The organism is Geminicoccaceae bacterium (assembly GCA_020638465.1).
Lineage (GTDB): Bacteria > Pseudomonadota > Alphaproteobacteria > Geminicoccales > Geminicoccaceae > JAGREO01.
The window spans coordinates 1,819,504-1,840,789 of sequence record JACKIM010000001.1 but is presented as its reverse complement, the minus strand read 5'-3'; the positions used below and the strand labels follow the sequence as shown (position 1 = coordinate 1,840,789).

Here is a 21,286-nt window from a genome sequence, read left to right as displayed (position 1 = left end):
ACCGGTCAACCCAGCATGCTGGAGCCGGGGACGTGCACCTTGAGGTCACGCTCCACGCGAATCTGGCATCCCAGCCTCGACGTCACCGACAGATCAGCCGCCAGGTCGAGCATGTCATCCTCCTCGAAGGACGGCTCCGGAAGTTCGCCGAACTGCTCGGCGTCAACATGCACGTGGCACGTCGCACAGGCCATCGACCCGCCGCATGCCCCCTCGATGGGAACGTCGGCCAGACGTGCAGCTTCCAACACACTCACGCCACGCTCGACATCAATTTTGCGCAAGCTTCCGTCCGGCAGTTCAAAAGAAACCGATGGCATTTCAGACGGAAAAGCTCTCACCGCAGCCGCAGCGGCTTTTTTCATTCGGATTGCTGAAGGTGAATTGCGCACCGAGACGGTCTTCCCTGAAGTCGATCTCCGTGCCGAGCACATACATCACCGCCATGGGGTCGACCACCAGCTTGACATCGTCGATCTCGACAACTTCGTCGCCGGGTCCGATCGTGCGGGCAAAATCCATCATGTACGAATAACCGGAACAGCCCGTCGACCTGACCGACAGCTTGATACCCTCGGCACCCTGACCCTGGGTATCGAGAAGATAACGCGCACGGCTGCGCGCTGCTGCAGTCATCGACACGATTGCCCTAGGCATGATTCGTCCTGTTCGTCCCGTGATTACCGGTTGCCCGACGACATCGGGCATCTCCCTTTAGATGAGCGTCCGGTATCCTTCATGCAAGGGATCATGCCATACCGTACTGCATCGTTCCACATTCCATCCGGCGACAGGTCCTCCGCCACCACATCGGAGGAACTTGCCACCGGGAGCCGGCCGCCCCATGATCTGATGGAATGACCCAAGCAAGCTGGAGGCCCGCATGAAGATCAGTCGTCGAACGTTCGGCGCCATCACCCTCTGCCTGTTGGCATCGACAACGGCTGTCCGCGCCCAGGATATCGTCAAGATCGGCGATATCAATTCATACACCGGTCTGCCGGCCCACACCGAACCCTACCGCAAGGGTGCCGAACTCGCAGTCGAGCAGATCAACGACCGTGGCGGCGCAGGTGGCAAACTGCTCGAACTGGTGAGCCGCGACGACAAGGGCGAGCCCGGCGAAGCAGTCAAGGCGGCCGAGGAACTCTTCAGCCGGGACGGTGTCGCCCTGATCTCCGGATCGCTGTTCAGCCATGTCGGCCTCGCACTGGCCTCCTATGCCGGCGAGAAGAAGGTGCTCTACATCGCCTCCGAACCTCTCGCGGACTCACTCACATGGCAGGATGGGAACCGCTACACCTACCGTTTGCGTCCCAATACCTACATGCAGGCGCACATGCTGGCCGAGGTCGCGGCAAAGAAGGGATTGAAGCGCTGGGCGACGATTGCGCCCAACTATGCCTATGGCAAGGATGCAGTGAACGCGTTCAAGGAAGCGATGAACGAATTGCAGCCCGACATCGAATGGGTCGCCGAACAGTGGCCCGCTCTTTTCAAGATCGAGGCAGGTCCCGAAGTCCAGGCGCTCGCAGCAGCCGAACCCGATGCCATCTACAACGTTACTTTCGGCAGCGATCTTGCCAAGCTCGTGCGCGAAGGCACGGACCGCGGCCTGTTCGAGGACCGGTTCGTGACTTCCCTGCTCACCGGCGAGCCAGAATATCTCGATCCGCTCGGGGATGAAGCGCCGGAGGGCTGGCTGGTCACGGGCTATCCGTGGGACAAGATCGACACGCCCGAGCACAAGGCGTTCCTCGATGCCTACATGTCCAAATATGACGACCATCCCCGTATCGGTTCGGTCGTCGGCTACAATACCATGATGGGTATTGCCGCAATGCTCGAAAAAACCGGCGGCAGCACCGATACCGAAGCCATGGTCGATGCGATGAAGGGCCTGACCTTCGATAGCCCCTTTGGCGAGGTCAGTTATCGGGCCATCGACCACCAATCGACCATGGGCGCCTATGTCGGCTACACCACGGTCGAGGATGACCGCGGAACCATGCGCGACTGGCACTATGCCGACGGTGCGGACTTTCTGCCTTCGGATGAGGAGGTTGCAAAACTGCGCCCGGACAGCGACTGATCCCGGAAACGAGCCCGCCGACGACAGCTGGCGGGCTCACCCCGGATACACGAAGGACCAAACGCGCGGCGCAGCTGCAAAACCTCCCGCGTGAAGGGCATGATTACCAAAACCGGACCCGTTTCAGAAAAAGCAAACGACAGGCCTCGCGATGGGCATCATGCTGGCGAATGTGCAACGACCCCATGCCTGCAAGACAAGGCCGACGTCAAGCCGGCGGGTTGCGGGGAAGTTCGTCCCGTCTGTAGGGCTCGGCGAGCCAAGCCTGGCGGGTTTCACACCACAACTCGGTCGTCGGCCTCAACCATGACGTGTCGTCGAGAGTACCCGCCTTGATAAAATCGATCTGAGGCATCGCTTCCACCTTGCTCAGTATCGGCGAACCGCATTTACCGCAGAAATCATGCCGTACCCAGCACTTCCTCGACAGCGATCCTCGTCACCTCGACGATGCGATCGACTTCCTCGCGCGTGAGACACAGGGGCGGTGCGAAACCGATGATGTCACCCTGCGGCATGGCCCGGGCGATGACCTTGCGCCGGGCCATGGCAGCGGAAATCGATGCTCCCACCTTTTTCGAGGGATCGAAGAAACGGCGTTCCGCCTTGTCATCGACCAGTTCGACCGCCGCCATCAGCCCCTCGCCCCGCACATCGCCGACGTGGCTGTGGTCGGCCAGCGCGTCGCGCAGAGCCCTGTTGAGATAGGCGCCCGTCTCACGGGCATTGTCGACGAGACCGAGCCGATCGATCAGTTGGAGATTGGCGACGCCGGCCGCGGCCCCGATGGGATGTGCGGAATAGGTCCAGCCATGGCCGATGGGACCCAGTTCATCGGTTCCCTGTTCGAGGACCTTCCACATCCTGTCACCGACGATGGATCCTGACAGCGGCGCATAGGCCGATGTCAGCCCCTTGGCGATGGTGATGAGGTCGGGCTTCAGACCGTAGTGCGTCGAGCCCATCATGCTGCCAAGACGACCGAAGCCCGTCACTACCTCGTCGACGATGAGAAGGATGTCATGGCGCCGCAACACATCCTGAATGGCAGCCCAGTACCCTGCGGGCGGCGGCACGATGCCTCCCGTACCGAGGACCGGCTCGCCGATGAACGCTGCGATCGTATCGGCACCTTCCTCCTCGATCAGACTTTCCAGCTCGCGCGCGCAGTGGGCGGTGAACTCGCTCTCGCTCATGGAAAGGTCATCGCGGCGGTAATGGTACGGGGCCGCAGTATGCAAGACATTGGCCAGTGGCAGGTCGAACTTGTCATGAAACAATTTTAGCCCGGTGAGCGATCCTGTCATGAGACCCGAGCCATGATAGCCCCGCCAGCGCGAGATGATCTTCTTCTTCCGTGGCCGGCCGAGAATGTTGTTGTAATACCAGACGAGCTTGATGTTGGTCTCGTTGGCATCCGAGCCGGACTGGCCGAAATACACCTTGCTCATGCCTTCCGGCGCCCGGTCGAGCACCATCTTCGCCAGCGTGATCGATGCCTCGGTGCCATGGCCAACATAGGCGTGATAGTAGGCAAGCTCGCGCGCCTGCTTCGCAATCGCCTCGGCGATCTCCTGACGGCCGTAGCCGACATTCACGCAATAGAGGCCAGCGAAGGCATCGAGCAGCTCGACATCGTCGCGATCACGGATGTAACACCCCCGGCCGCCGGTAATGACGCGGTTGGGCGCCTCGCCACGCGCGAACTGGGCCAGATGCGTGGACGGGTGGAAGAAGTTCTCGCGATCCCACTGATCGAGCCGGTCATTGCGGAGCATGTTCTTTCCCTTTCGTTATTGTCATATTGACGAATGTCAGGCCCAGTCGCGGCAGATATATTTGACTTCGGTGAAGGCTTCCATTCCCAGCCGCGAGCCTTCACGACCGATTCCCGACTGCTTCATGCCGCCAAACGGAATGGGAGCGCCGGTCACCTTGGTGCGATTGACCGCAACCATGCCGAATTGCAGCGCACGGCTGACACGGAAGATGCGGCGTGGATCCTGGCTGTGGAGGTAGGCGACCAGACCGTGCTCGCTGGCATTGGCGCGGGCAATCACATCCTCCTCACTGTCGAACGGGGTGATCGCCGCAACTGGACCGAAGGTCTCCTCGCGCATGACAAGCGCATCATCGGGGACATCAGCAAGTACGGTCGGTTCGAAGAACAGGGTATTCCCGCGCCGTTTTCCACCACAGAGCAATCGCGCACCACGGCGGAGCGCATCGGCGACATGGGCCTCTTGTCTGGCCACCGCCCTCTCGTGCATCAGCGGGCCGATATCGGGATCGTCGCGGCCATCGCCCATGGTCAGTGCCTCGACACGCCGCGCGAACGCATTGCAGAACGCGTCATAGTGCGGGCGCTCAACGAAGATCCTGTTGGCAGCAAGGCAGTCCTGTCCCGACGTTGCGAACTTCGCCTTGATCGCCTCATCGACAGCCTGATCGACATCGCCATCGGCGAACAGGATGAAGGGCGCATGACCACCCAGCTCCATGACCAGCCTTTTTACCGTGGAAGCCGCCTGGCGATAGAGGAGCCTGCCGATTTCGGTGGATCCGGTGAAAGATACCGCACGAACGCGCGGATCATCCATCCATGCGCCGACAATGGTGGCGGCATCGCCGGTCACGACGTTGAAGACACCTTGCGGCATTCCCGCCCGCTCGGCGAGCTTGGCCAGGGCGAGCGCGGAGAATGGCGTTTCGATACTGGGATGGATTACCACCGTACAGCCCGCGGCAAGGGCTGCCGCCGCCTTGCGCGTTATCATCGCACTGGGGAAATTCCACGGAGTGACCAAGGCCGACACGCCGACGGGTTCGCGCCACACCTCCATCTCCGCATCCGGCAGATGCGATGTCACGCTCTCGATGTTCGGCCGCCGGGTCTCCTCGGCGTAGAATTCCACGAACGAGGCGGCATAGTCGATCTCGCCACGGGCCTCGGAGACAGGCTTGCCCTGCTCGGCCACCATGATCCGCGCCAGGTCCTCGCGATGGGTGACAATGTGATCGTACCATCGCCGCAGGATCGCAGAACGCTGCTGCGGCAGGATCGACGACCAGCCGTCGAAGGCGGATTGGGCCGCGTCCACCGCCCTGCGGGCGTCATCGCCATCCAGACTGGCAACCTCTCCCAGAAACGAGCCGTCGAACGGATCGGTAACGGCGAACATCGCACCATTGGCGGCCACGGACCAACAGCCGCCGATATAGGCAAAGCATCGCCAGAGACCGGGATCGTCAAGATCGGGCTGTCGGGACGGACCCATGGGAGAAAGATCGCTCATGGCGGTGACCTGCGATGTCAGAGGATGAACTGGCCATGGTATAGGGCGCCACACGAAGAAATTGTCGCCAAAGCCTGGACCCGACACAGGGGATTTCTCTGTTTTTCACCGTCATCGAGGAGAAACTATTCGCCCGCCTGCAACAGCGCCCCCAGTGGTGGTGGTCCCGACTTGACAGATTTCGTGACGATGTAGGTAAAATAGCGGGCAAGCCCGATCTTCTGCCCGAGCAGGTCGTCGATAAGCCGCTGGTATGCGTCGATGTCGCGGGTGATGACGCGCAGCAGGTAGTCAAAGCCTCCGCCCAACGCCCAACAGCCGGTTATCTCGTCGACGGCAAGCACCGCACGTTCGAACATCGCGAATGCCTCGGCCCGATGGTGCTCGAGTTCGACAATCACGAACAGCTCGACATGCGCCGTTATCGACTTGAGGGCAATCTGTGCATGGTAGCCTGTGACAACGCCGGCCTGTTGCAGCCGCCTGAGCCGCTCCCAGCAGGGCGTGGCACTCAGATTGACGCGGCGCGCCAGCTCGGTCTTGGATACCCGCCCCTCGCGGGCGAGGATGGCGAGGATCGCGACATCGCGGCTGTCGAGCTTGATCATCGTCATGACGGGTCAGATGCCGCCTGCCACACCCCCTTGTCAATTGTCATGACAAGCGTCATGAAACATTCATGACAACCTGGCCTCCCCGTCCCGGCGAATTGCGCCGACCTGCCTACCGGTCGCTGGCGGAACGGCTGACACGGGCAATCGAGGCCGGCGAGCTGGAGCCGGGCTACCAGCTACCGCCCCACCGCATCCTCGCGGACCAGCTCGGCCTGAGCGTCCAGACGGTGAGTCGTGCCTATGACGAACTGACACGGCGCGGACTGATCGGCGGCGAGGTCGGCCGCGGCACCTTCGTCCGGGCAACCAACGGCCCGCATAACACTCCGTTCCTGCCGGAAAAACAGGGCAACGCTTTGATCGATTGCTCGCTGCTCAAGCCGGTGGTCGACAGCATCCACCGCGACGCGATGCGCGACGTCCTGGCGAGCCTGTCGCGCGACCTTCCCGAATCGACATTTTCCTCGTTCCGGCCCTCTGCAGCACTCGACAAATACCGCCAACCTGTCTGCGCCTGGCTTTCCCGCTGCGATCTCGAGACCGACCCCGAACGGATCGTGCTGACCAACGGCAGCACGGCCGCCATGACCGTGGCCCTGATGACGGCAATCAATCCCGGCGAACTGGTGCTGACGGAGAATATCGGTCACCACACGCTCAAGGCACTGACCGGCTATCTCGGCATGCGCCTCAAGGGATTGTCCCAGGACGATGAAGGTATCCTGCCGGACGATCTGGCAAGGACCTGCGATCGCCACCCCGCGCGGGCCCTGTTCGTCATGCCAAGCGGCCTTTCGCCCACAGCCGCGATGATGAGCAGCGAAAGACGGCACGATCTGGTCGCGCTGGCCCGCAAGCACGATCTGCTGATCATCGAGAGCGATGCATGGGGCCCGCTGCATCCCGGCCGGCCGGCACCCATCGGCGCAATCGCTCCCGAACGCACCCTCTACTTCACCGGCTTCAGCAAGTGCGTCATGCCGGGGCTCCGACTGGGCTGTCTGGTCATGCCCGAGCGGCTGGTCACGGCCGCCGCCAACCGGCACCTCGTCACCCAGTGGATGGCGACCCCGCTCATGGCGGAGATCGCCGGTCGCTGGCTTGCCGATTCGACCATCGAAAGCCTCGTGCGATGGCAGATCGGGGCACTCGGCGAACGGAACAAACTGGCCGCACGGATCCTCAAGGGCCTGCCCTTTCGCGGGACAACCACCGGCATGCATGTCTGGCTGCCATTGCCCGCGGGCTGGACCGAAACCGGATTCGTCGCCCACGCAAGGCTGCACGGACTGGCGATTGCCCCCGGTTCCGCCTTCATGCTCGATCATGCCGACATGAATCAGGGCGTGCGGATCTGTCTTGGACCTCCGGACAGGGAGGCCCTGGCGCGCGGCCTCGACATCATTGCCCGCCTCGCCCGCAGCGTGCCCGAACCCGCACTACTCACCATCTGATTGATTCGATACATTCGCATGCGCGCAGATATTTGAAAATTGTCATGATATTATTATACAATTGACACTGAATTGTGTCAGTTTAATGCTCCCGGACAGAACAAATCAACGGATGACATGGGAGAGCGCCGGATCCGGATGCCTTCCATCTGTGCAGCCGTTCCCCTGCCGTGAAACGGCAACGATCATGGCGGGGTTTCTGGATCTATCTGTCAAGGAGGCATGTTCACCATGAAACTCAGGACTCTTTCACTTGGCGGCGTTGCGGCCCTGGCACTGATCGCCCAGTCCGTCGGCGCCAGCGCCGACACCTGGCGTTACGCCTTCGAGGAAGCGCTGCAGGAAGTCCAGGGCATGTATGCCCAGAAGTTCAAGGAAGAGGTCGAGGCCAATTCCGATCACGAGATCCAGCTCTTCCCGTTCGGGACACTGGGCGAATCCGCCGACATCATGGAACAGGCCCAGGCAGGGCTGCTCCAGTTCGTCGACCAGTCGCCGGGCTTCACCGGCTCGCTCATCCCCGAGGCGCAGGTCTTCTTCGTTCCCTACCTGCTGCCCACCGACACCGACAAGCTCAACAAGTTCTTCCGCAATTCGAAGGCCATTCACGAGAACTTCAAGGAACTCTACGCTCAGCAGGGCCTCGAATTGCTGACGATGTTTCCGGAAGGTGAGGTGGTGATGACCACCAAGGAACCCGTCACCGGACCGCAGTCGCTTTCCGAGGTCAAGTTCCGGGTGATGACCAATCCCCTTCTGGTCGAATCCTATGCCGCGTTTGGCGCCACTCCTACCCCGCTACCCTGGGGCGAGGTCTATGGCGGCCTCCAGACTAACATCATCCAGGGTCAGGAAAACCCGACCTCCTTCGTGGAGTCGAGCAAGATCTACGAAGTCACCGATGTCATCACCTTTGCCGGTCACAACAACTTCACCACCGCGGTGATGGCCAACAAATCGTTCTATGACGGGCTTTCGGATGAGGACAAGGACATCATCCAGAGTGCCAGCAATACGGCTTTCGAATACATTCTCGACTACCAGAAGGGCCTTGAGGAAAGCGCGATTGAAAAGATCAAGGCAGCCAAGCCCGACATGCAGGTCAATGTCCTCACCGAAGAACAGCGCACACCGTTCAAGGAGGCCGCGGCCAAGGTCGAGGCCAAGTTCATCGAGATGACCGGTGACAGCGGAAAGGCCATCCTCGACCAGATGAAGGCCGATCTCGCCGAAGCCGAGAAATAAGGGTCCGCAAGCGCATCGAGTTGCTGGCCCGGCGCTTCCTCGCCGGGCCGCAAGGCCATTGTTCCATGGCGCGGGTGGAACGATGGGCATGGTCCAGGGGAGGACACCCGCATGGAACAGAGCGAGAAGCGGCCGGAACATGAATCGGCTCTGCCAGGTGTGCTGGGCACTATCGACAGCACCGTGAGCCGGCTCGAATCGGTCATGCTGGCGCTGGGCGTGCTGTTGATGGCGGCAAACACCGTTGCCAATGTCATGGGACGATTCGTGTTCCAGCACTCCCTATTCTTCACCGAAGAGGTCAATCGCATCCTGATTGTCCTGATTACCTTCGCCGGAATATCCTATGCCGCGCGGCAGGGTCGTCACATCCGCATGTCGGCGATCTTCGACACCCTGCCACATGGACCGCGCAAGGCGATGATGATCCTGATCGCCGCGTTCACGGCACTGACCATGCTGGCTCTGGCATGGTTTTCCGCGTCCTACATTGTCCAGGTCGCCAAGTCCGGACGTGTCCTGCCATCCATGCAGATCCCCGTCTACTGGATCTATCTGTGGGTCCCGGTGGGCTTTCTCTTCACCGGCATCCAGTATGCACTTACCGCCGTGCGCAACCTTCACGAGAAGGATATCTATCTCTCGACCACCGTGCTGGAGGGATATGACAACGACGAGATGGAGATCTGAACCATGGCCTGGTCACTCTCCGCCATCATGGTCGTCCTCCTGCTGATGGGCTTCCCCATGATGATTCCGCTCATCATGGCGGCCTTCGTCGGCTTCGTCACGCTGTTCGGCGGGCTGGGCCAGATCGACTTCATGGTCCAGCAGATCCTGGCAGGCATCCGTCCGGCCTCGCTGATCGCCGTGCCCATGTTCATCCTTGCCGCCGACATCATGACCCGTGGCGAATCCGCGGGGCGCCTGATCGACATGGTCATGAAATTCGTCGGGCACATCAGGGGCGGTCTTGCAGTCAGCACGGCGACGGCATGCACCCTGTTCGGCGCGGTCTCGGGTTCCACCCAGGCCACGGTGGTGGCCGTCGGTTCGCCCCTGCGTCCGCGCATGCTCAAGGCAGGCTACAAGGACAGTTTCGTGCTGGCGCTCATCATCAATGCCAGCGACATCGCCTTTCTCATCCCGCCATCAATCGGCATGATCATCTATGGCGTCATTTCCTCGACGTCGATCTCCGAACTGTTCATCGCCGGCATCGGTCCGGGCCTGCTGCTGCTGATCCTTTTCTCCGCCTATTCGATGGCCTACGCGACCGTGAAGGGCGTACCCACGGAGCCCCGAGCAAGCTGGAGCGAGCGCAGGGAAGCGATCAGGCGGGCAGTCTGGCCGCTCGGCTTTCCGGTTATCATTGTCGGCGGCATCTATGGTGGCATCTTCAGTCCCACCGAGGCAGCAGCAGCCTGTGTCCTTTATGCGCTGATCCTCGAATTCCTCGTGTTCCGCTCGCTGCGGACCAGCGACATCTATCGCATCGCCAAATCAACGGGGCTGATCACCGCGGTCGTGTTCATCCTTGTCGGATGCGGTGCCGCGTTTTCCTACATCATCTCCTTCGCCCAGGTCCCGCAGGCCATCCTGGGAGCCGTCGGCATCGACGACATGGGCCCCAAAGGCGTGCTGGCCGTGATTTCGGTCGCATTCTTCATCGGTTGCATGTTCGTCGACCCGATCGTTGTCATCTTGGTACTGGTCCCGATCTTCGCTCCCGTAGTCAAGAGCGTCGGTCTCGACCCGGTGCTGGTCGGCACGATCATTACCCTCCAGGTCGCGATAGGATCGGCGACACCGCCTTTCGGCTGCGATATCTTTACCGCCATAGCGATCTTCAAACGGCCCTATATCGAGGTCATCCGCGGGATCTTCCCGTTCACGGCGATCCTGTTGCTGGTCTCCGCCCTGCTCATCTTTTTCCCGGATATCGCCCTGTTCCTGCGTGATCTGGCATTCCGCTGAGGAGATCCGCCACCATGTACAAGCGCATCCTTGCCGCCTTCGACGGCTCGAAGGGAGCCGAACGGGCCCTGCGCCACGCAGCATGCCTTCAGAAGCTGAGCGGTGCGGAACTGCTCGTGCTCACCGTCTACCGGCATCACAGCCTGCTCGAAGCCTCGATGTCGATGGTTCGTCCGGAGGATCCAGGCACGATCGACGATGCGATGCGCGACCATGCGCGCGAGGTGGCCGAGCAGGGAAAGTCGATCGCCACCGACGCCGGTAGCGACAGGTTTCGCGCATTCGTCAAGGGAGGCCAGCCGGCGCGTACCGTTGTCGCCTTCGCCAAGGAGCACGATTGCGACCTGATCGTGGTCGGCAGCCGCGGCCTGGGCGATCTCGAAGGCTATCTGCTCGGCAGTGTCTCGCACAAGGTGACGAGCCTCGCCGGATGCCCCGTCATGGTGGTCTGAAACCATGACCACCCTACCGCCGGGGGCATTACCGATCGAGCGCTCGGCGGTCCGTCCCCGCCTGCTCGATCCGCAATCGATCATCCGCTTCGGGCTGCTCGCTCTTTCCACCGACCTGACCAGCGAGGGCGACCTCGGCATGTTGCTGGGTTCATCCCGCACAGCCATTCATGTCTCCCGGGTACCATTTGCCAACCCGACCACGCCGGACAGTCTCGCCGCCATGCTGCCCCATCTGGCAGCGGCGACGGCGTTGCTGGTGCCAGGTGTTCGGCTGGCGGCGATCGCCTACAGTTGCACGGCGGCTTCGGTGGTGATCGGCGATGCCGTCGTCGAACATACGGTCCGCTCCATACGTCCGGGAATACCGGTGGTAACACCGGCAAAAGCCGTACGGGTGGCGTGCAGGGCCTTGCGCGTGAAGCGCATCGCCGTGGTCACGCCCTACAATCTTGCCACCAGCACCACGATGGCCGGCTATTTCATCCGCCATGGCATCGAGATCGTCGGACTGCAATATCTGGGTCTGGACGATGATCGCCAAATGGCACGGATCGCCGGCCAGACGATCATCGAGGCGGCTCTCGCCGCCGACAGCCCTGATGCCGAAGCCCTGTTCTTCTCCTGCACGGCCCTGCCTGCCCTGCCGGTCATTGCCGAGATCGAACGGCAGGCCGGAAAGCCAGTGATCACCTCGAATCAGGCCAGCGGCTGGGCCATGGCACGTCTGGGCGGGCTGGAAAGCGATCGTCCTCGCGGCTATGGAAGCCTTCTCGATGTGGAACTGACGACCGAACAATGGGAAAGCGAGGTCTGATGCGCAACGATACGGCAGTCGGACTCGACGAGATCGAACGGGCCCGCGCGGCCATTGCCGACCGGCTGCGCCCTACACCGATACAGGTGTCACCGATCCTGAGCGAACTTGCAGGGCTGCCGGTTTGGCTCAAGCTTGAACATCACCAGATCACCGGCAGCTTCAAATATCGCGGTGCGACCCATGCCGTACTCTCGCTCTCCGACGAGGAGAAGGCCAAAGGCGTGGTAGGTGTTTCCACCGGCAATCACGGGCGCGGTCTGGCGTTGGCAGCTCGCGAGGCAGGTGTACGCTGCATCGTTTGCATGTCCGAACTCGTTCCACAGGTGAAGATCGACGGAATCCGCGCACATGGTGCCGAGGTGCGTATTGCCGGCCGTTCGCAGGACGACGCCGAAGAGGAGGTCCGCAAGCTGGTCGAAGAGGAGGGCATGACCCTGATCCCGCCTTTCGATCACCCCAAGGTCATTGCCGGGCAGGGTACGCTGGGGCTCGAACTGATCGAACAGGTTCCGGAGCTGCGCACCGTGCTCGTGCCTCTTTCGGGCGGCGGCCTGATTTCGGGGGTGGCCGCCGCGATCAAGGCAAAACGCCCCCATGTCCGGATCATCGGCGTTACCATGGAGCGCGGCGCGGCGATGTACGCATCCCAGCAGGCCGGCAGGCCCGTGATGGTCGAGGAACTTCCGACGCTGGCCGATTCGCTCGGCGGTGGCATCGGCCTCGACAATCGCTACACCTTCACCATGGTCCGCGATCTGGTCGACGACATCATCCTGGTGAGTGAAACCGAAATCGCCTTGGCCATCTCGCATGCCTACTGGAAGGAAAGGCAAATTGTCGAGGGCTCCGGAGCCGTCGGCATCGCTGCCCTTCTGGCCGGAAAAATCCGTAGCGATGGGCCACTTGTCGTTATTCTCAGCGGTGGAAATATCGACATGAACGATCATCTTCGCATCATCACCTGCGAGAGCGACCGGGTGACGAGGGGGCCGGCAGGTCATGCCTGACATCCGTATTCTGGCCGAACGCGACCTGCGCAAGGCGGTCCACCTCGATCTTGACGCCATCGATTGCGTCGAGCAGGCATTCCGTGCGCTGGCTCACGGTGGCGTCATCATGCCGCCGATCCTGTCGATGGCGATCCTGGAGGCACACGGCGAAGTCGATGTCAAGACCGCCTACGTCCCGGGTATCGAGAGTTTCGCCATCAAGATCTCGCCGGGTTTCTTCGACAACCCGACGCTGGGCCTGCCCAGCACCTCCGGCCTCATGGTCCTGTTCTCCGCGAAGACGGGTATGGTGGAGGCCGTCCTGCTGGATAACGGCTATCTCACCGATGTGCGCACGGCTGCGGCCGGTGCCGTTGCCGCCCGCCACCTGGCCCGCGACGACGCGTCCACGGCCTGCATCATCGGTGCGGGGACGCAGGCCCGTCTCCAGCTCGAAGCCCTGTGCCTCGTCCGCCCGATCACTCGTGCTCTGGTCTGGGCGCGTGACGCCGGGAAAGCCCACACAATGGCTACTGATCTCAGTCAGGAGTTGAACATCGACGTGAAGGCAGTGGAGGATCCGGCCGAGGCTGTCGGTGCAGCCGATGTCATCGTGACCACCACGCCCGCCACTGAGCCGGTAGTGCGCGCGACATGGCTCAAGCCCGGCCAGCACATCACCGCCATGGGCTCGGACCAGGACAACAAGAACGAACTCGACCCGGACTGCTTCACCCTTGCCTCGCTCTACGTGGCTGACTGTCTGAACCAGACGGAAAGGCTCGGCGAACTCCGTTCGGCACTTGCCTCCGGTACCGCTCCGAAAACCGCAGACCGCATTGAACTGGGAGCCGTGATCGTCGGCAGGGCACGTGGCCGGGACAATGCCGGGGCGATTACCATTGCCGACCTCACCGGTACCGGTATTCAGGACACGGCCATAGCGACCTTTGCCCGCAGGCGAGCCGCGATGCTCGACGCCGGCATCGACTTCCGCAACTAACGCAAGGAAAGATCACGGCCATGCTCGCAACGGCGGCAACCGCTCCCTACCCTGCCCAACCCAGTTTCGAGACGGCCGAATACGAGGATCGCCTTGCGAAGACACGCAAGGCAATGGCCCGGAAGGGCATCGAGCTGCTGCTGGTATCCGATCCGTCCAACATGGCGTGGCTGACCGGCTATGATGGCTGGTCGTTCTACGTCCATCAGGGTGTACTTGTGGCACTGGATGGCATGCCCGTATGGTTCGGTCGCGGGCAGGATGCCAATGGAGCGCGGCGCACCTGTTACATGGGCGATGAGAATTGCCTGATCGGGTACCCCGATCACTATGTGCAATCCGAAGTTTGCCATCCAATGGATTATGTCTCGGACCAGATCAGGGATCGAGGATGGGATGGATTGACCATCGGCGTCGAGATGGACAACTACTGGTTTTCGGCCAAGGCCTATGCCTCATTGCAACAGCACCTGCCCAACGCGCGCTTCATCGATGCTACCGGTCTGGTCAACTGGCAGCGCGGAGTGAAGTCACCGCTGGAACTCGACTATATGCGCAATGCCGCGCGCATCGTCGAGCGTATGCACGCGCGGATCGCCGAGACCATTCGGCCCGGCATGCGCAAATGCGATCTGGTGGCCGAAATCTACGACGCCGGTCTGCGTTTTGACGATGAACGCGGCTTCGGCGGCGATTATCCGGCGATCGTGCCGTTGTTGCCGTCCGGCAGGGATGCCTCCGCACCTCACCTAACCTGGGATGACCAGCCCATGAGTCTCGGCGAGGGTACTTTCTTCGAGATCGCAGGGGCCTATCGCCGTTATCACTGCCCATTGTCACGGACCATTTTCCTTGGGAGGCCGGCGGAGGATATTCTCGATGCCGAAAAGGCCGTTCTGGAAGGCATGGAAGCGGGTCTGGAAAAAGCCCGGACCGGCAATCTGACCGAGGACATCGCCAACGCCTTTTTCGCCGTTCTCAACAAGTACGGGATCGTCAAGGACAACCGTACCGGTTATCCTATAGGGCTTTCCTATCCACCCGACTGGGGCGAGCGCACCTGCTCGCTACGCCCGGGCGACAAGACCGTGCTGGAGGCGGGCATGACATTTCACTTCATGACCGGCCTGTGGATGGACAATTGGGGACTGGAGATCACCGAAAGCATCGTCATCGGTGAGAAGGGCCCGGAATTGCTCGCGAATGTACCACGACAACTCATCGTGATCGACTGACGACAATGGCACGGAACCCCATTTCCCCGACCATTCCACTCGATGCGCAGGGTGCCAGCCACGGCTTCCTGCGCCTGCCCTACAGCCGCGACGATTCGGCATGGGGTTCGGTGATGATCCCGATCAGCGTGATCAACCATGGCGATGGCCCCACGGCCCTGCTCACCGGCGCCAATCACGGCGACGAATATGAGGGGCCAGTGGCCCTGCAGAGCCTCACTCACGAGCTCGATCCAACTGCCATCAACGGCCGGGTCATCATCCTGCCATTCTTCAACTATCCGGCCTTTCGGGCAGGCCTGCGCTGCTCGCCCATCGACCAGCGCAACCTCAACCGCACATTTCCCGGAAAACCTGACGGTACCGTCACCGAGAAGATTGCCGATTACGTCCTGACAGCTCTCGTCCCCCTTGCCGACATTGTTCTCGACTTCCATTCGGGTGGTCGTACGCTGGACTTCGTTCCCTTTGCGTCGGCTCACATCCTCGACGATCAGGACCAGCAGGCGGCATGCGAGGCTGCCATGCGTGCCTTCAACGCCCCGTATTCCATGATGATGCGCGAAATCGACAGTGCCGGAATGTTCGACAGGGCAATCGAGGACATGGGCAAGGTCTTCGTCACCACCGAACTCGGCGGCGGCGGTACGGCAACGGCGCGTTCGATCCGCATCGCCCGCAAGGGTATCACCAACGTGTTGCGCCATGTCGGGATCATGCAGGGGGCGGTCGAACGCAAGCCTTCCGTCGAGCTTGCCATGGAGGACGATGACTGTTTCCTCTTCAGCGAACATGACGGGCTGATCGAGCCCATGATCGATCTGGGTGAACCCGTGGCCAGCGGACAGCCGGTCGCCCGCATATGGCCCGTCGACCGCACGGGCCTGCCGCCGGTCCCATGTATGGCCCGCCGAAGCGGAATCCTCGCCTCGCGCCACTACCCCGGCCTGGTCAAGTCCGGCGACTGCCTCGCCGTCGTGGCGACTGTCGCGACATGATCAGGCGAAATCCGGATTCCGCCGGGCAAATCGCTGGCCACTGAACGGCGCCACATCGGCTTCAAGGCGACCAGCCTCGATCATCGGGGCGATGAGGTCGGCATGGGCTGCAGCCAGCGTGACACCACTGTGACAACTGGCACTGAAGGCCCCGGGCAGGTCAGGGGATTGCTGGTAGATCGGGAATCCGTCGGGGCTCATCACCCGCAGCGCTCCCCAGCTGCGCACGATACGGGCCTGTCCGAGAAACGGAAAGGTCCGGACAGCACGGCGGGCTATATCGCGCAGCACGAAAGGTGTCGTGCGGTCATCGGAACCAACCTCCTCGTGGCTGTCACCGATCTGTATCGTGCCTTCCACCGTCTGCCTGACGCAGACTGTCGGATAGCCCAGTCGGGGCGACAGGCGTTCGGTGACGAGTACCTGACCGCGCTGCGGTCGCACCGCCACGTCGAGCCCGACCATCGGCGCGAGCCGGGCGGAGCCGAGACCGGCGGCTATAACCACACGGCCAGAGCTGTATTGTTCCCGGCCGCCGTGAACGACAAAGCCCGGTTCAATCCGATGAACCGCGGTCTCCGGCCGGTAGATACCTCCCGCAGACCGGAAGGCTGCCAACAGGGCCCGCAGCAGCAGCAGCGGGCTGGCGTGGCCATCATGTGCGGTCCACGAGCCACCCGCTACATCCGGGCCGATGTCGGGGAACAGCTCGGCAACCTGCCGGCGGTCGAGCATCTCGAAATCGACACGCGTATCGGCATCGGCGGCATCCCGGATGGCTTCGAGCTTTGCGCGACGCTCCGACAGCTCGTCCTCACTCAACGCGATATCGAGTCCGCCCACCTTGCGATAACCGACATCCAGGCCGGTTTCCTGCCTGAGCCTGTCGGCGAGCCCCTGCCAGCGATCCGCCGACCGTCGGGTCCACGCAGCGTAGGCAGGCATGCCCGCCCCCTTGCCCTGGACCCAGACGAGCCCGAAATTTCCACGGCTGGCACGGTGTGCAACATCGCCCTCGTCGAGCACCAGAACCACAAGCCCGCGTTTCTGCAGGCCCCAGGCGATGGCCATGCCCACGAGCCCGCCACCGATGACGATTACATCCGCCGAAGAACGCACGCTTGCCCCGCCTTCCCTCATTTCGCCAGATGGGGATCATTTCTAGCAGGGCCGCGACAGCATGACGACAGCTGTGGCGACCCGTCAATCGACCTTGGTGAGCACCAATTGATGACCACCATCCTCATCGCTCAGGGTGAGTGTCCTCTCCTTGAGCGTATAGGCGCGGACCTTTGACAATGCCTGATCGAAGCGGGCCGGCCCCTCGCCCTTGATGCAGGCACGACGCGTGGCGGCCACCGGCCCCAACCGGATCTCCACAGCGGTCAGTTCCTCGATCCTGCCATGGAGCTGGTTGCAGCCGTCGTGACCACGCACGGTCATCTCGGTCAGGCTGAATTCAAGCACCGGCGCCTCGCTGAAGTCATCAGCAGTGGCTTCAGCGCCATCGAGCGACCTCAATACCCAGATGTCATTGATCGCGATGCGCGGATCGTGCTGACGATCCAGCACCTCGACCAGCTTGTAGCGGATCGAGGATGCGTCAGCGGGAACGGTTGCCGGATCGAGAACCTCCTTCTCCACGCGAATTCTCTGGAAGGTTCCGGTCTCGAACTCGAAGCCGTCAATCGGGTCGTAGAACAACTGCCAGGCCTCCGGATCGATGATCTCGTTCTCCTGGACCTGCAGGCACTGCATCTTGCCGACACCGGCGCACGGCACCTTGAAGCTGTCCACCCAAAACGAATCGTCGCCACTCAGAGCTGAACACGAAGTGATCGTCATCGCCGCAGCGGTCATCCACAGCCATTTCCCAAACATGATCGGGGCATCCTTCCCGTTTCGTTTTCTGCCACAACAACGCATCGCGTAGATGGTTCCATGCTGAAATCTGCCGATGCGCAGCCGGAGCGCCAGGCAAACCTCGCGCGGGCGCGATATCCCGACGCAGGCTCTCGACCACGGCCACGGAGAGCCGCTATCATCCCGTTCGCGCGGGCCCCGCCACGCCAATGGTGGCGGTGCTCACACCCCGACCACCCCACACATGCCGAAAGTTCCCCATGATCGACCTTCGCAGCGATACCGTCACCCGCCCGACCCCGGCGATGCGCGAGGTCATGGCTCGTGCGGAGGTAGGCGACGATGTCTATGGCGACGATCCGACCGTCATCGAGTTGCAGGAACGCGCGGCTGCGCTGTTCAACAAGGAAACCGCACTGTTCCTGCCAACCGGCACCCAAAGCAATCTTGCCGCCGTCATGGCACATTGCGACCGGGGTGACGAGTATCTCATCGGTGATCGATATCACATCCTGTGCCACGAGGCTGGCGGAACGGCTGTACTCGGCAGCGTCCTGCCCTGCCCGCTTCCGACTGCCGCGGACGGAGCCGTGTCACCCGACGACATCAGGGAAGCGGTCAAGACCGATGACCCGCATTTCGCCCGAACGCGCCTCCTCTGCCTTGAGAACACGGTTTCCGGGCTGTCCATCCCGTTGAGCCGGATGGTGGCCGCGGCCAGCGCGGCGCGCGAGTTCGGCCTGCACGTGCATCTCGACGGTGCCCGCATCCTCAATGCCACCGTGGCGCAGAACATCACCCCGGCACGGGCAGCAGCCTATGCGGATACGGTTTCGGTCTGTCTGTCGAAGGGACTCGGCGCACCGGCCGGTACGGTCCTGTGCGGCCCCAAGGAACTGATCGCGCGGGCACACAGGATGCGCAAGATGCTGGGAGGAGCCATGCGCCAGGCAGGCGTGCTCGCCGCATGCGGCATCCACGCGCTGGAGCATCATATCGCCCGTCTGGCAGAAGACCATCGTCGTGCCCGGCTTCTTGCCGACCGGCTGCAGGGCATCGGTGGCCTGAAGGTGCCACTGGCACTGGTGCAGACCAACATGGTCTTTCTCGACATCGAACCGGCCGATGCCGAACCGCTGCACCGGGCACTCTTCCGCAACGGCATCCTTGCCTCAATCCGTGCCCCGCGCTCCCGCCTCGTCGTCCATCTCGACATTGGCGATGCCGATATCGGCAAGGTAGCAGACTCGATTATCGTCTATTTCGAGCACAGGGACGCCGCGTAGGCATGTTTGTCAATCGACGCGAGGTGGTGATCGAGTGGGGGGATTGCGATCCCGCCGGAATCGTCTTCTATCCGAGATATTTCGCCATTTTCAACCAGTCCACCGGCCTGATGTTCGAGGCGGCCACAGGCATGACCACCTTCGACATCCTTCGCAGCTACGGGACCATCGGCTGGCCCATGGTCGATACCCGCGCCCGGTTCTTCATTCCTTCCCGCTACGATGACCGCATCACCATAGAGACACGCGTGGTCGACATTCGCCATTCGAGCTTCGACATCGGGCACAAGGTGACCAAGGGCGGCCATCTGGCCATCGAGGCGATGGAGACCCGGGTCTGGTCGGGTCACGACCCGGACCATCCTCAGCACATTCGAGCCCTTCTCTTGCCGCAGCCCCTGAGGGATGCCCTCATGCGGGAAGCGGAATGATCTGCCGATTGCGGTGGCATCCTTTCCCGACCGGCACTATTTGCGCTGGAGCAGGCTCTCGATCCAGCAGATGAAGCGATAGGCCCAGCGGCTCACGTCGAACGAGTCGGCCATTCTCGTGGCGGCATTCACGCTGCGCGCCATGATGATACCCGGCGCCATTACAGGGCCTCCCTGCTGAGGGGGTGGTTGAGCGCCCTGTGGCGCAGGTTTTCCAGACGTCCGGGATCGAATGATTGCCCGGAGGAGACGCCGCCAGCCTGAAGATCTTCCCGTTCCAGTCCGATATCGCGGAGTTGCAGGTCATTCAGCCCGAGCAACGCCCGCCGGGTCCGCAACATCGCCATCCGCCGGACAATCGATGTCGCAATTCCCCGAAGCCGGACAGGCAACCGGATGAAACCTTCGACATCCCCGTATGCCGACGTGATGTCGGCCATATCACATGAACGGGTCATGACGTCATCTCCTCGATGGGTTATTCGCCGGGATGACCGGAAATGCGGCCCACGGCCTCGATGACAGGATGGTGCCCTTTCAGGGTTGATCAATCCAACGAATTGATTTTATGTTATCGATCACTATTTTTGATGAATGGTAGTGTTACCGGAGGTTGCCCATGCCGCTCACCCTCGACCCCGAACTGCTGCGCAGCTTTGTCGCGATAGCCGAGACCGGCGGTTTCACACGTGCAGCCGAGCGGGTTCACCGCACCCAATCGGCGGTGAGCATGCAGATCAAGCGGCTGGAGGAAACGCTGGGGCAGCCGTTGTTCGAGCGTGACGGGCGCAGCATCACGCTGACCCCGCAGGGCGAGATGCTGCTCGACCATGCGCGGCGCATACTTCGTGCCCATCTTGAAGCCATCGCCGCCTTCGACAGTCAGGCCGTGAGCGGCCATGTCCGTTTCGGCTCTCCCGACGACTACGCCAGCACCTTCCTGCCGGGGATCCTCGCCCGTTTCGCCCGCACCCATCCGCATGTGCATGTCGAAATGGTCGTCGACCGCTCGACCCGCCTCGTGGAGATGCTGGCGGCAGGGGATGTCGACATGGGACTGGTCAGCGAGGGCAGCGGAGAAACCGGCGGTGTGGTGATCAGCCGGCAGCAGCTGGTCTGGGTCACTTCGGCCCTGCATTGCGTTCACGACGAGGATCCCGTGCCGCTGGCCGCATTCGAGACCGGTTGTTGCTTTCGTCGCTATGCCACCGAAACACTGATCCGTGCCGGGCGGCCGTTCCGGATCGCCTACAGTTCGGTGAGCCTTTCGGGTATTCTGGCAGCCGTTGAAACCGGTCTGGCAGTCGGCACGGTCATGCGCACCAACATCAAGACAGGTCTGCGCATCCTCACCGAAGCCGATGGCTTCCCGTCCCTGCCGGAGGTCGGCATCACCCTGCTACGCTCCCCCCACGCCGCAGGCTGTCTCGTCGACCGGTTGGAGGAACACGTCCTCGCAAGTTGCCAGACCTGCCCGCCGCTCACCCACGCGGCCTGATTTTGGCTTGCAAATTTAGAATTTATTCCTATA

At 62.0% G+C, this 21,286-nt stretch carries 23 protein-coding genes; 14 read left to right on the top strand and 9 right to left on the bottom strand.

Features of this window, described 5'->3' with window-relative positions:
* Positions 1-5 precede the first annotated feature (5 nt).
* Both H6851_08775 and H6851_08770 read right to left on the bottom strand, forming a co-directional pair.
* Positions 6-320, bottom strand: coding sequence for a 2Fe-2S iron-sulfur cluster binding domain-containing protein (locus H6851_08775; protein ID MCB9943695.1), 315 nt, complete (start codon positions 318-320; stop codon positions 6-8).
* Between the two features lies 1 nt (position 321).
* Positions 322-657 (bottom strand): iron-sulfur cluster assembly accessory protein, encoded by a 336-nt coding sequence (locus tag H6851_08770; protein MCB9943694.1) that lies wholly within the window; start codon positions 655-657, stop codon positions 322-324.
* Between the two features lie 226 nt (positions 658-883).
* On the opposite strand from H6851_08770, the gene H6851_08765 reads away from it, so the two are divergent.
* Positions 884-2,092 carry an ABC transporter substrate-binding protein gene (locus H6851_08765; GenBank protein ID MCB9943693.1) on the top strand — a complete coding sequence of 403 codons (1,209 nt, stop codon included), beginning with the start codon at positions 884-886 and terminating at the stop codon, positions 2,090-2,092.
* A gap of 208 nt (positions 2,093-2,300) precedes the next feature.
* On the opposite strand, the gene H6851_08760 is transcribed toward H6851_08765, so the two are convergent.
* The 4 genes from H6851_08760 to H6851_08745 form a co-directional block, all read right to left on the bottom strand.
* Positions 2,301-2,522: a GFA family protein gene (locus tag H6851_08760; GenBank protein ID MCB9943692.1), complete on the bottom strand. Its 222-nt coding sequence runs from the start codon at positions 2,520-2,522 to the stop codon at positions 2,301-2,303.
* A complete protein-coding gene (locus H6851_08755; GenBank protein MCB9943691.1) occupies positions 2,494-3,870 on the bottom strand; it encodes an aspartate aminotransferase family protein in 1,377 nt (458 codons plus the stop codon). Before H6851_08755 ends, H6851_08760 begins: the two co-directional genes overlap by 29 nt.
* 36 nt (positions 3,871-3,906) lie before the next feature.
* Positions 3,907-5,388 (bottom strand): NAD-dependent succinate-semialdehyde dehydrogenase, encoded by a 1,482-nt coding sequence (locus H6851_08750; protein ID MCB9943690.1) that lies wholly within the window; start codon positions 5,386-5,388, stop codon positions 3,907-3,909.
* Between the two features lie 125 nt (positions 5,389-5,513).
* Positions 5,514-6,002, bottom strand: a complete 489-nt coding sequence (locus H6851_08745; GenBank protein MCB9943689.1) for an Lrp/AsnC family transcriptional regulator — start codon at positions 6,000-6,002, stop codon at positions 5,514-5,516.
* A gap of 65 nt (positions 6,003-6,067) precedes the next feature.
* Between H6851_08745 and H6851_08740 the strand changes: the two genes are divergently transcribed.
* The 10 genes from H6851_08740 (at position 6,068) to doeB (ending at position 16,175) form a co-directional block, all read left to right on the top strand.
* Positions 6,068-7,456: a PLP-dependent aminotransferase family protein gene (locus H6851_08740; protein MCB9943688.1), complete on the top strand. Its 1,389-nt coding sequence runs from the start codon at positions 6,068-6,070 to the stop codon at positions 7,454-7,456.
* A gap of 231 nt (positions 7,457-7,687) precedes the next feature.
* The gene (dctP, locus tag H6851_08735; GenBank protein ID MCB9943687.1) at positions 7,688-8,701 is read left to right on the top strand and encodes a TRAP transporter substrate-binding protein DctP; all 1,014 of its coding nucleotides are present in this window, start codon (positions 7,688-7,690) and stop codon (positions 8,699-8,701) included.
* Between the two features lie 111 nt (positions 8,702-8,812).
* On the top strand, positions 8,813-9,391 hold the full coding sequence (locus tag H6851_08730) for a TRAP transporter small permease (protein MCB9943686.1): 579 nt from the start codon (positions 8,813-8,815) through the stop codon (positions 9,389-9,391).
* A 3-nt stretch (positions 9,392-9,394) separates the two neighbouring features.
* Positions 9,395-10,678, top strand: coding sequence for a TRAP transporter large permease (locus tag H6851_08725; protein ID MCB9943685.1), 1,284 nt, complete (start codon positions 9,395-9,397; stop codon positions 10,676-10,678).
* 14 nt (positions 10,679-10,692) lie between these two features.
* Positions 10,693-11,130, top strand: a complete 438-nt coding sequence (locus H6851_08720; GenBank protein ID MCB9943684.1) for a universal stress protein — start codon at positions 10,693-10,695, stop codon at positions 11,128-11,130.
* Between the two features lie 4 nt (positions 11,131-11,134).
* Positions 11,135-11,947 (top strand): ectoine utilization protein EutA, encoded by an 813-nt coding sequence (locus H6851_08715; GenBank protein ID MCB9943683.1) that lies wholly within the window; start codon positions 11,135-11,137, stop codon positions 11,945-11,947.
* Positions 11,947-12,957 carry a hydroxyectoine utilization dehydratase EutB gene (gene eutB, locus H6851_08710; protein ID MCB9943682.1) on the top strand — a complete coding sequence of 337 codons (1,011 nt, stop codon included), beginning with the start codon at positions 11,947-11,949 and terminating at the stop codon, positions 12,955-12,957. The genes H6851_08715 and eutB overlap by 1 nt, the downstream gene beginning before the upstream one ends.
* Positions 12,950-13,942, top strand: a complete 993-nt coding sequence (locus H6851_08705; GenBank protein ID MCB9943681.1) for a cyclodeaminase — start codon at positions 12,950-12,952, stop codon at positions 13,940-13,942. Before eutB ends, H6851_08705 begins: the two co-directional genes overlap by 8 nt.
* Positions 13,943-13,962: 20 nt before the next feature.
* The gene (doeA, locus tag H6851_08700) at positions 13,963-15,177 is read left to right on the top strand and encodes an ectoine hydrolase DoeA (GenBank protein ID MCB9943680.1); all 1,215 of its coding nucleotides are present in this window, start codon (positions 13,963-13,965) and stop codon (positions 15,175-15,177) included.
* 5 nt (positions 15,178-15,182) lie between these two features.
* Positions 15,183-16,175: an N-alpha-acetyl diaminobutyric acid deacetylase DoeB gene (doeB, locus tag H6851_08695; GenBank protein ID MCB9943679.1), complete on the top strand. Its 993-nt coding sequence runs from the start codon at positions 15,183-15,185 to the stop codon at positions 16,173-16,175.
* Here the strand turns inward: doeB and H6851_08690 are convergent, their stop codons facing one another.
* Entirely contained in the window at positions 16,176-17,315 is a 1,140-nt protein-coding gene (locus H6851_08690; protein ID MCB9943678.1) for an FAD-binding oxidoreductase, read from the bottom strand.
* Between the two features lie 63 nt (positions 17,316-17,378).
* A complete protein-coding gene (locus tag H6851_08685; protein MCB9943677.1) occupies positions 17,379-18,056 on the bottom strand; it encodes a DUF4377 domain-containing protein in 678 nt (225 codons plus the stop codon).
* Between the two features lie 242 nt (positions 18,057-18,298).
* On the opposite strand from H6851_08685, the gene ltaE reads away from it, so the two are divergent.
* Together ltaE and H6851_08675 are read left to right on the top strand one after the other, a co-directional pair.
* Positions 18,299-19,324 (top strand): low-specificity L-threonine aldolase, encoded by a 1,026-nt coding sequence (ltaE, locus tag H6851_08680; GenBank protein MCB9943676.1) that lies wholly within the window; start codon positions 18,299-18,301, stop codon positions 19,322-19,324.
* A 2-nt stretch (positions 19,325-19,326) separates the two neighbouring features.
* Positions 19,327-19,755 (top strand): acyl-CoA thioesterase, encoded by a 429-nt coding sequence (locus tag H6851_08675; GenBank protein MCB9943675.1) that lies wholly within the window; start codon positions 19,327-19,329, stop codon positions 19,753-19,755.
* A gap of 161 nt (positions 19,756-19,916) precedes the next feature.
* Here H6851_08675 and H6851_08670 read toward each other — a convergent pair whose 3' ends face one another.
* On the bottom strand, positions 19,917-20,213 hold the full coding sequence (locus H6851_08670) for a DUF1127 domain-containing protein (GenBank protein MCB9943674.1): 297 nt from the start codon (positions 20,211-20,213) through the stop codon (positions 19,917-19,919).
* Between the two features lie 161 nt (positions 20,214-20,374).
* Here H6851_08670 and H6851_08665 point away from each other — a divergent pair, with 161 nt between their 5' ends.
* The gene (locus tag H6851_08665; GenBank protein ID MCB9943673.1) at positions 20,375-21,253 is read left to right on the top strand and encodes a LysR family transcriptional regulator; all 879 of its coding nucleotides are present in this window, start codon (positions 20,375-20,377) and stop codon (positions 21,251-21,253) included.
* Positions 21,254-21,286 lie beyond the last annotated feature (33 nt).

What these genes read in the sequence shown, in the direction of transcription:
- H6851_08775 (MCB9943695.1), bottom strand. Translation starts at nt 320, where the DNA reads ATGCCATCGGTTTCTTTTGAACTGCCGGACGGAAGCTTGCGCAAAATT.
- H6851_08770 (MCB9943694.1), bottom strand. Translation starts at nt 657, where the DNA reads ATGCCTAGGGCAATCGTGTCGATGACTGCAGCAGCGCGCAGCCGTGCG.
- H6851_08765 (MCB9943693.1), top strand. Translation starts at nt 884, where the DNA reads ATGAAGATCAGTCGTCGAACGTTCGGCGCCATCACCCTCTGCCTGTTG.
- H6851_08755 (MCB9943691.1), bottom strand. Translation starts at nt 3,870, where the DNA reads ATGCTCCGCAATGACCGGCTCGATCAGTGGGATCGCGAGAACTTCTTC.
- H6851_08750 (MCB9943690.1), bottom strand. Translation starts at nt 5,388, where the DNA reads ATGAGCGATCTTTCTCCCATGGGTCCGTCCCGACAGCCCGATCTTGAC.
- H6851_08745 (MCB9943689.1), bottom strand. Translation starts at nt 6,002, where the DNA reads ATGACGATGATCAAGCTCGACAGCCGCGATGTCGCGATCCTCGCCATC.
- H6851_08740 (MCB9943688.1), top strand. Translation starts at nt 6,068, where the DNA reads ATGACAACCTGGCCTCCCCGTCCCGGCGAATTGCGCCGACCTGCCTAC.
- dctP (MCB9943687.1), top strand. Translation starts at nt 7,688, where the DNA reads ATGAAACTCAGGACTCTTTCACTTGGCGGCGTTGCGGCCCTGGCACTG.
- H6851_08730 (MCB9943686.1), top strand. Translation starts at nt 8,813, where the DNA reads ATGGAACAGAGCGAGAAGCGGCCGGAACATGAATCGGCTCTGCCAGGT.
- H6851_08725 (MCB9943685.1), top strand. Translation starts at nt 9,395, where the DNA reads ATGGCCTGGTCACTCTCCGCCATCATGGTCGTCCTCCTGCTGATGGGC.
- H6851_08720 (MCB9943684.1), top strand. Translation starts at nt 10,693, where the DNA reads ATGTACAAGCGCATCCTTGCCGCCTTCGACGGCTCGAAGGGAGCCGAA.
- H6851_08715 (MCB9943683.1), top strand. Translation starts at nt 11,135, where the DNA reads ATGACCACCCTACCGCCGGGGGCATTACCGATCGAGCGCTCGGCGGTC.
- eutB (MCB9943682.1), top strand. Translation starts at nt 11,947, where the DNA reads ATGCGCAACGATACGGCAGTCGGACTCGACGAGATCGAACGGGCCCGC.
- H6851_08705 (MCB9943681.1), top strand. Translation starts at nt 12,950, where the DNA reads ATGCCTGACATCCGTATTCTGGCCGAACGCGACCTGCGCAAGGCGGTC.
- doeA (MCB9943680.1), top strand. Translation starts at nt 13,963, where the DNA reads ATGCTCGCAACGGCGGCAACCGCTCCCTACCCTGCCCAACCCAGTTTC.
- doeB (MCB9943679.1), top strand. Translation starts at nt 15,183, where the DNA reads ATGGCACGGAACCCCATTTCCCCGACCATTCCACTCGATGCGCAGGGT.
- H6851_08690 (MCB9943678.1), bottom strand. Translation starts at nt 17,315, where the DNA reads ATGAGGGAAGGCGGGGCAAGCGTGCGTTCTTCGGCGGATGTAATCGTC.
- H6851_08685 (MCB9943677.1), bottom strand. Translation starts at nt 18,056, where the DNA reads ATGTTTGGGAAATGGCTGTGGATGACCGCTGCGGCGATGACGATCACT.
- ltaE (MCB9943676.1), top strand. Translation starts at nt 18,299, where the DNA reads ATGATCGACCTTCGCAGCGATACCGTCACCCGCCCGACCCCGGCGATG.
- H6851_08675 (MCB9943675.1), top strand. Translation starts at nt 19,327, where the DNA reads ATGTTTGTCAATCGACGCGAGGTGGTGATCGAGTGGGGGGATTGCGAT.
- H6851_08670 (MCB9943674.1), bottom strand. Translation starts at nt 20,213, where the DNA reads ATGACCCGTTCATGTGATATGGCCGACATCACGTCGGCATACGGGGAT.
- H6851_08665 (MCB9943673.1), top strand. Translation starts at nt 20,375, where the DNA reads ATGCCGCTCACCCTCGACCCCGAACTGCTGCGCAGCTTTGTCGCGATA.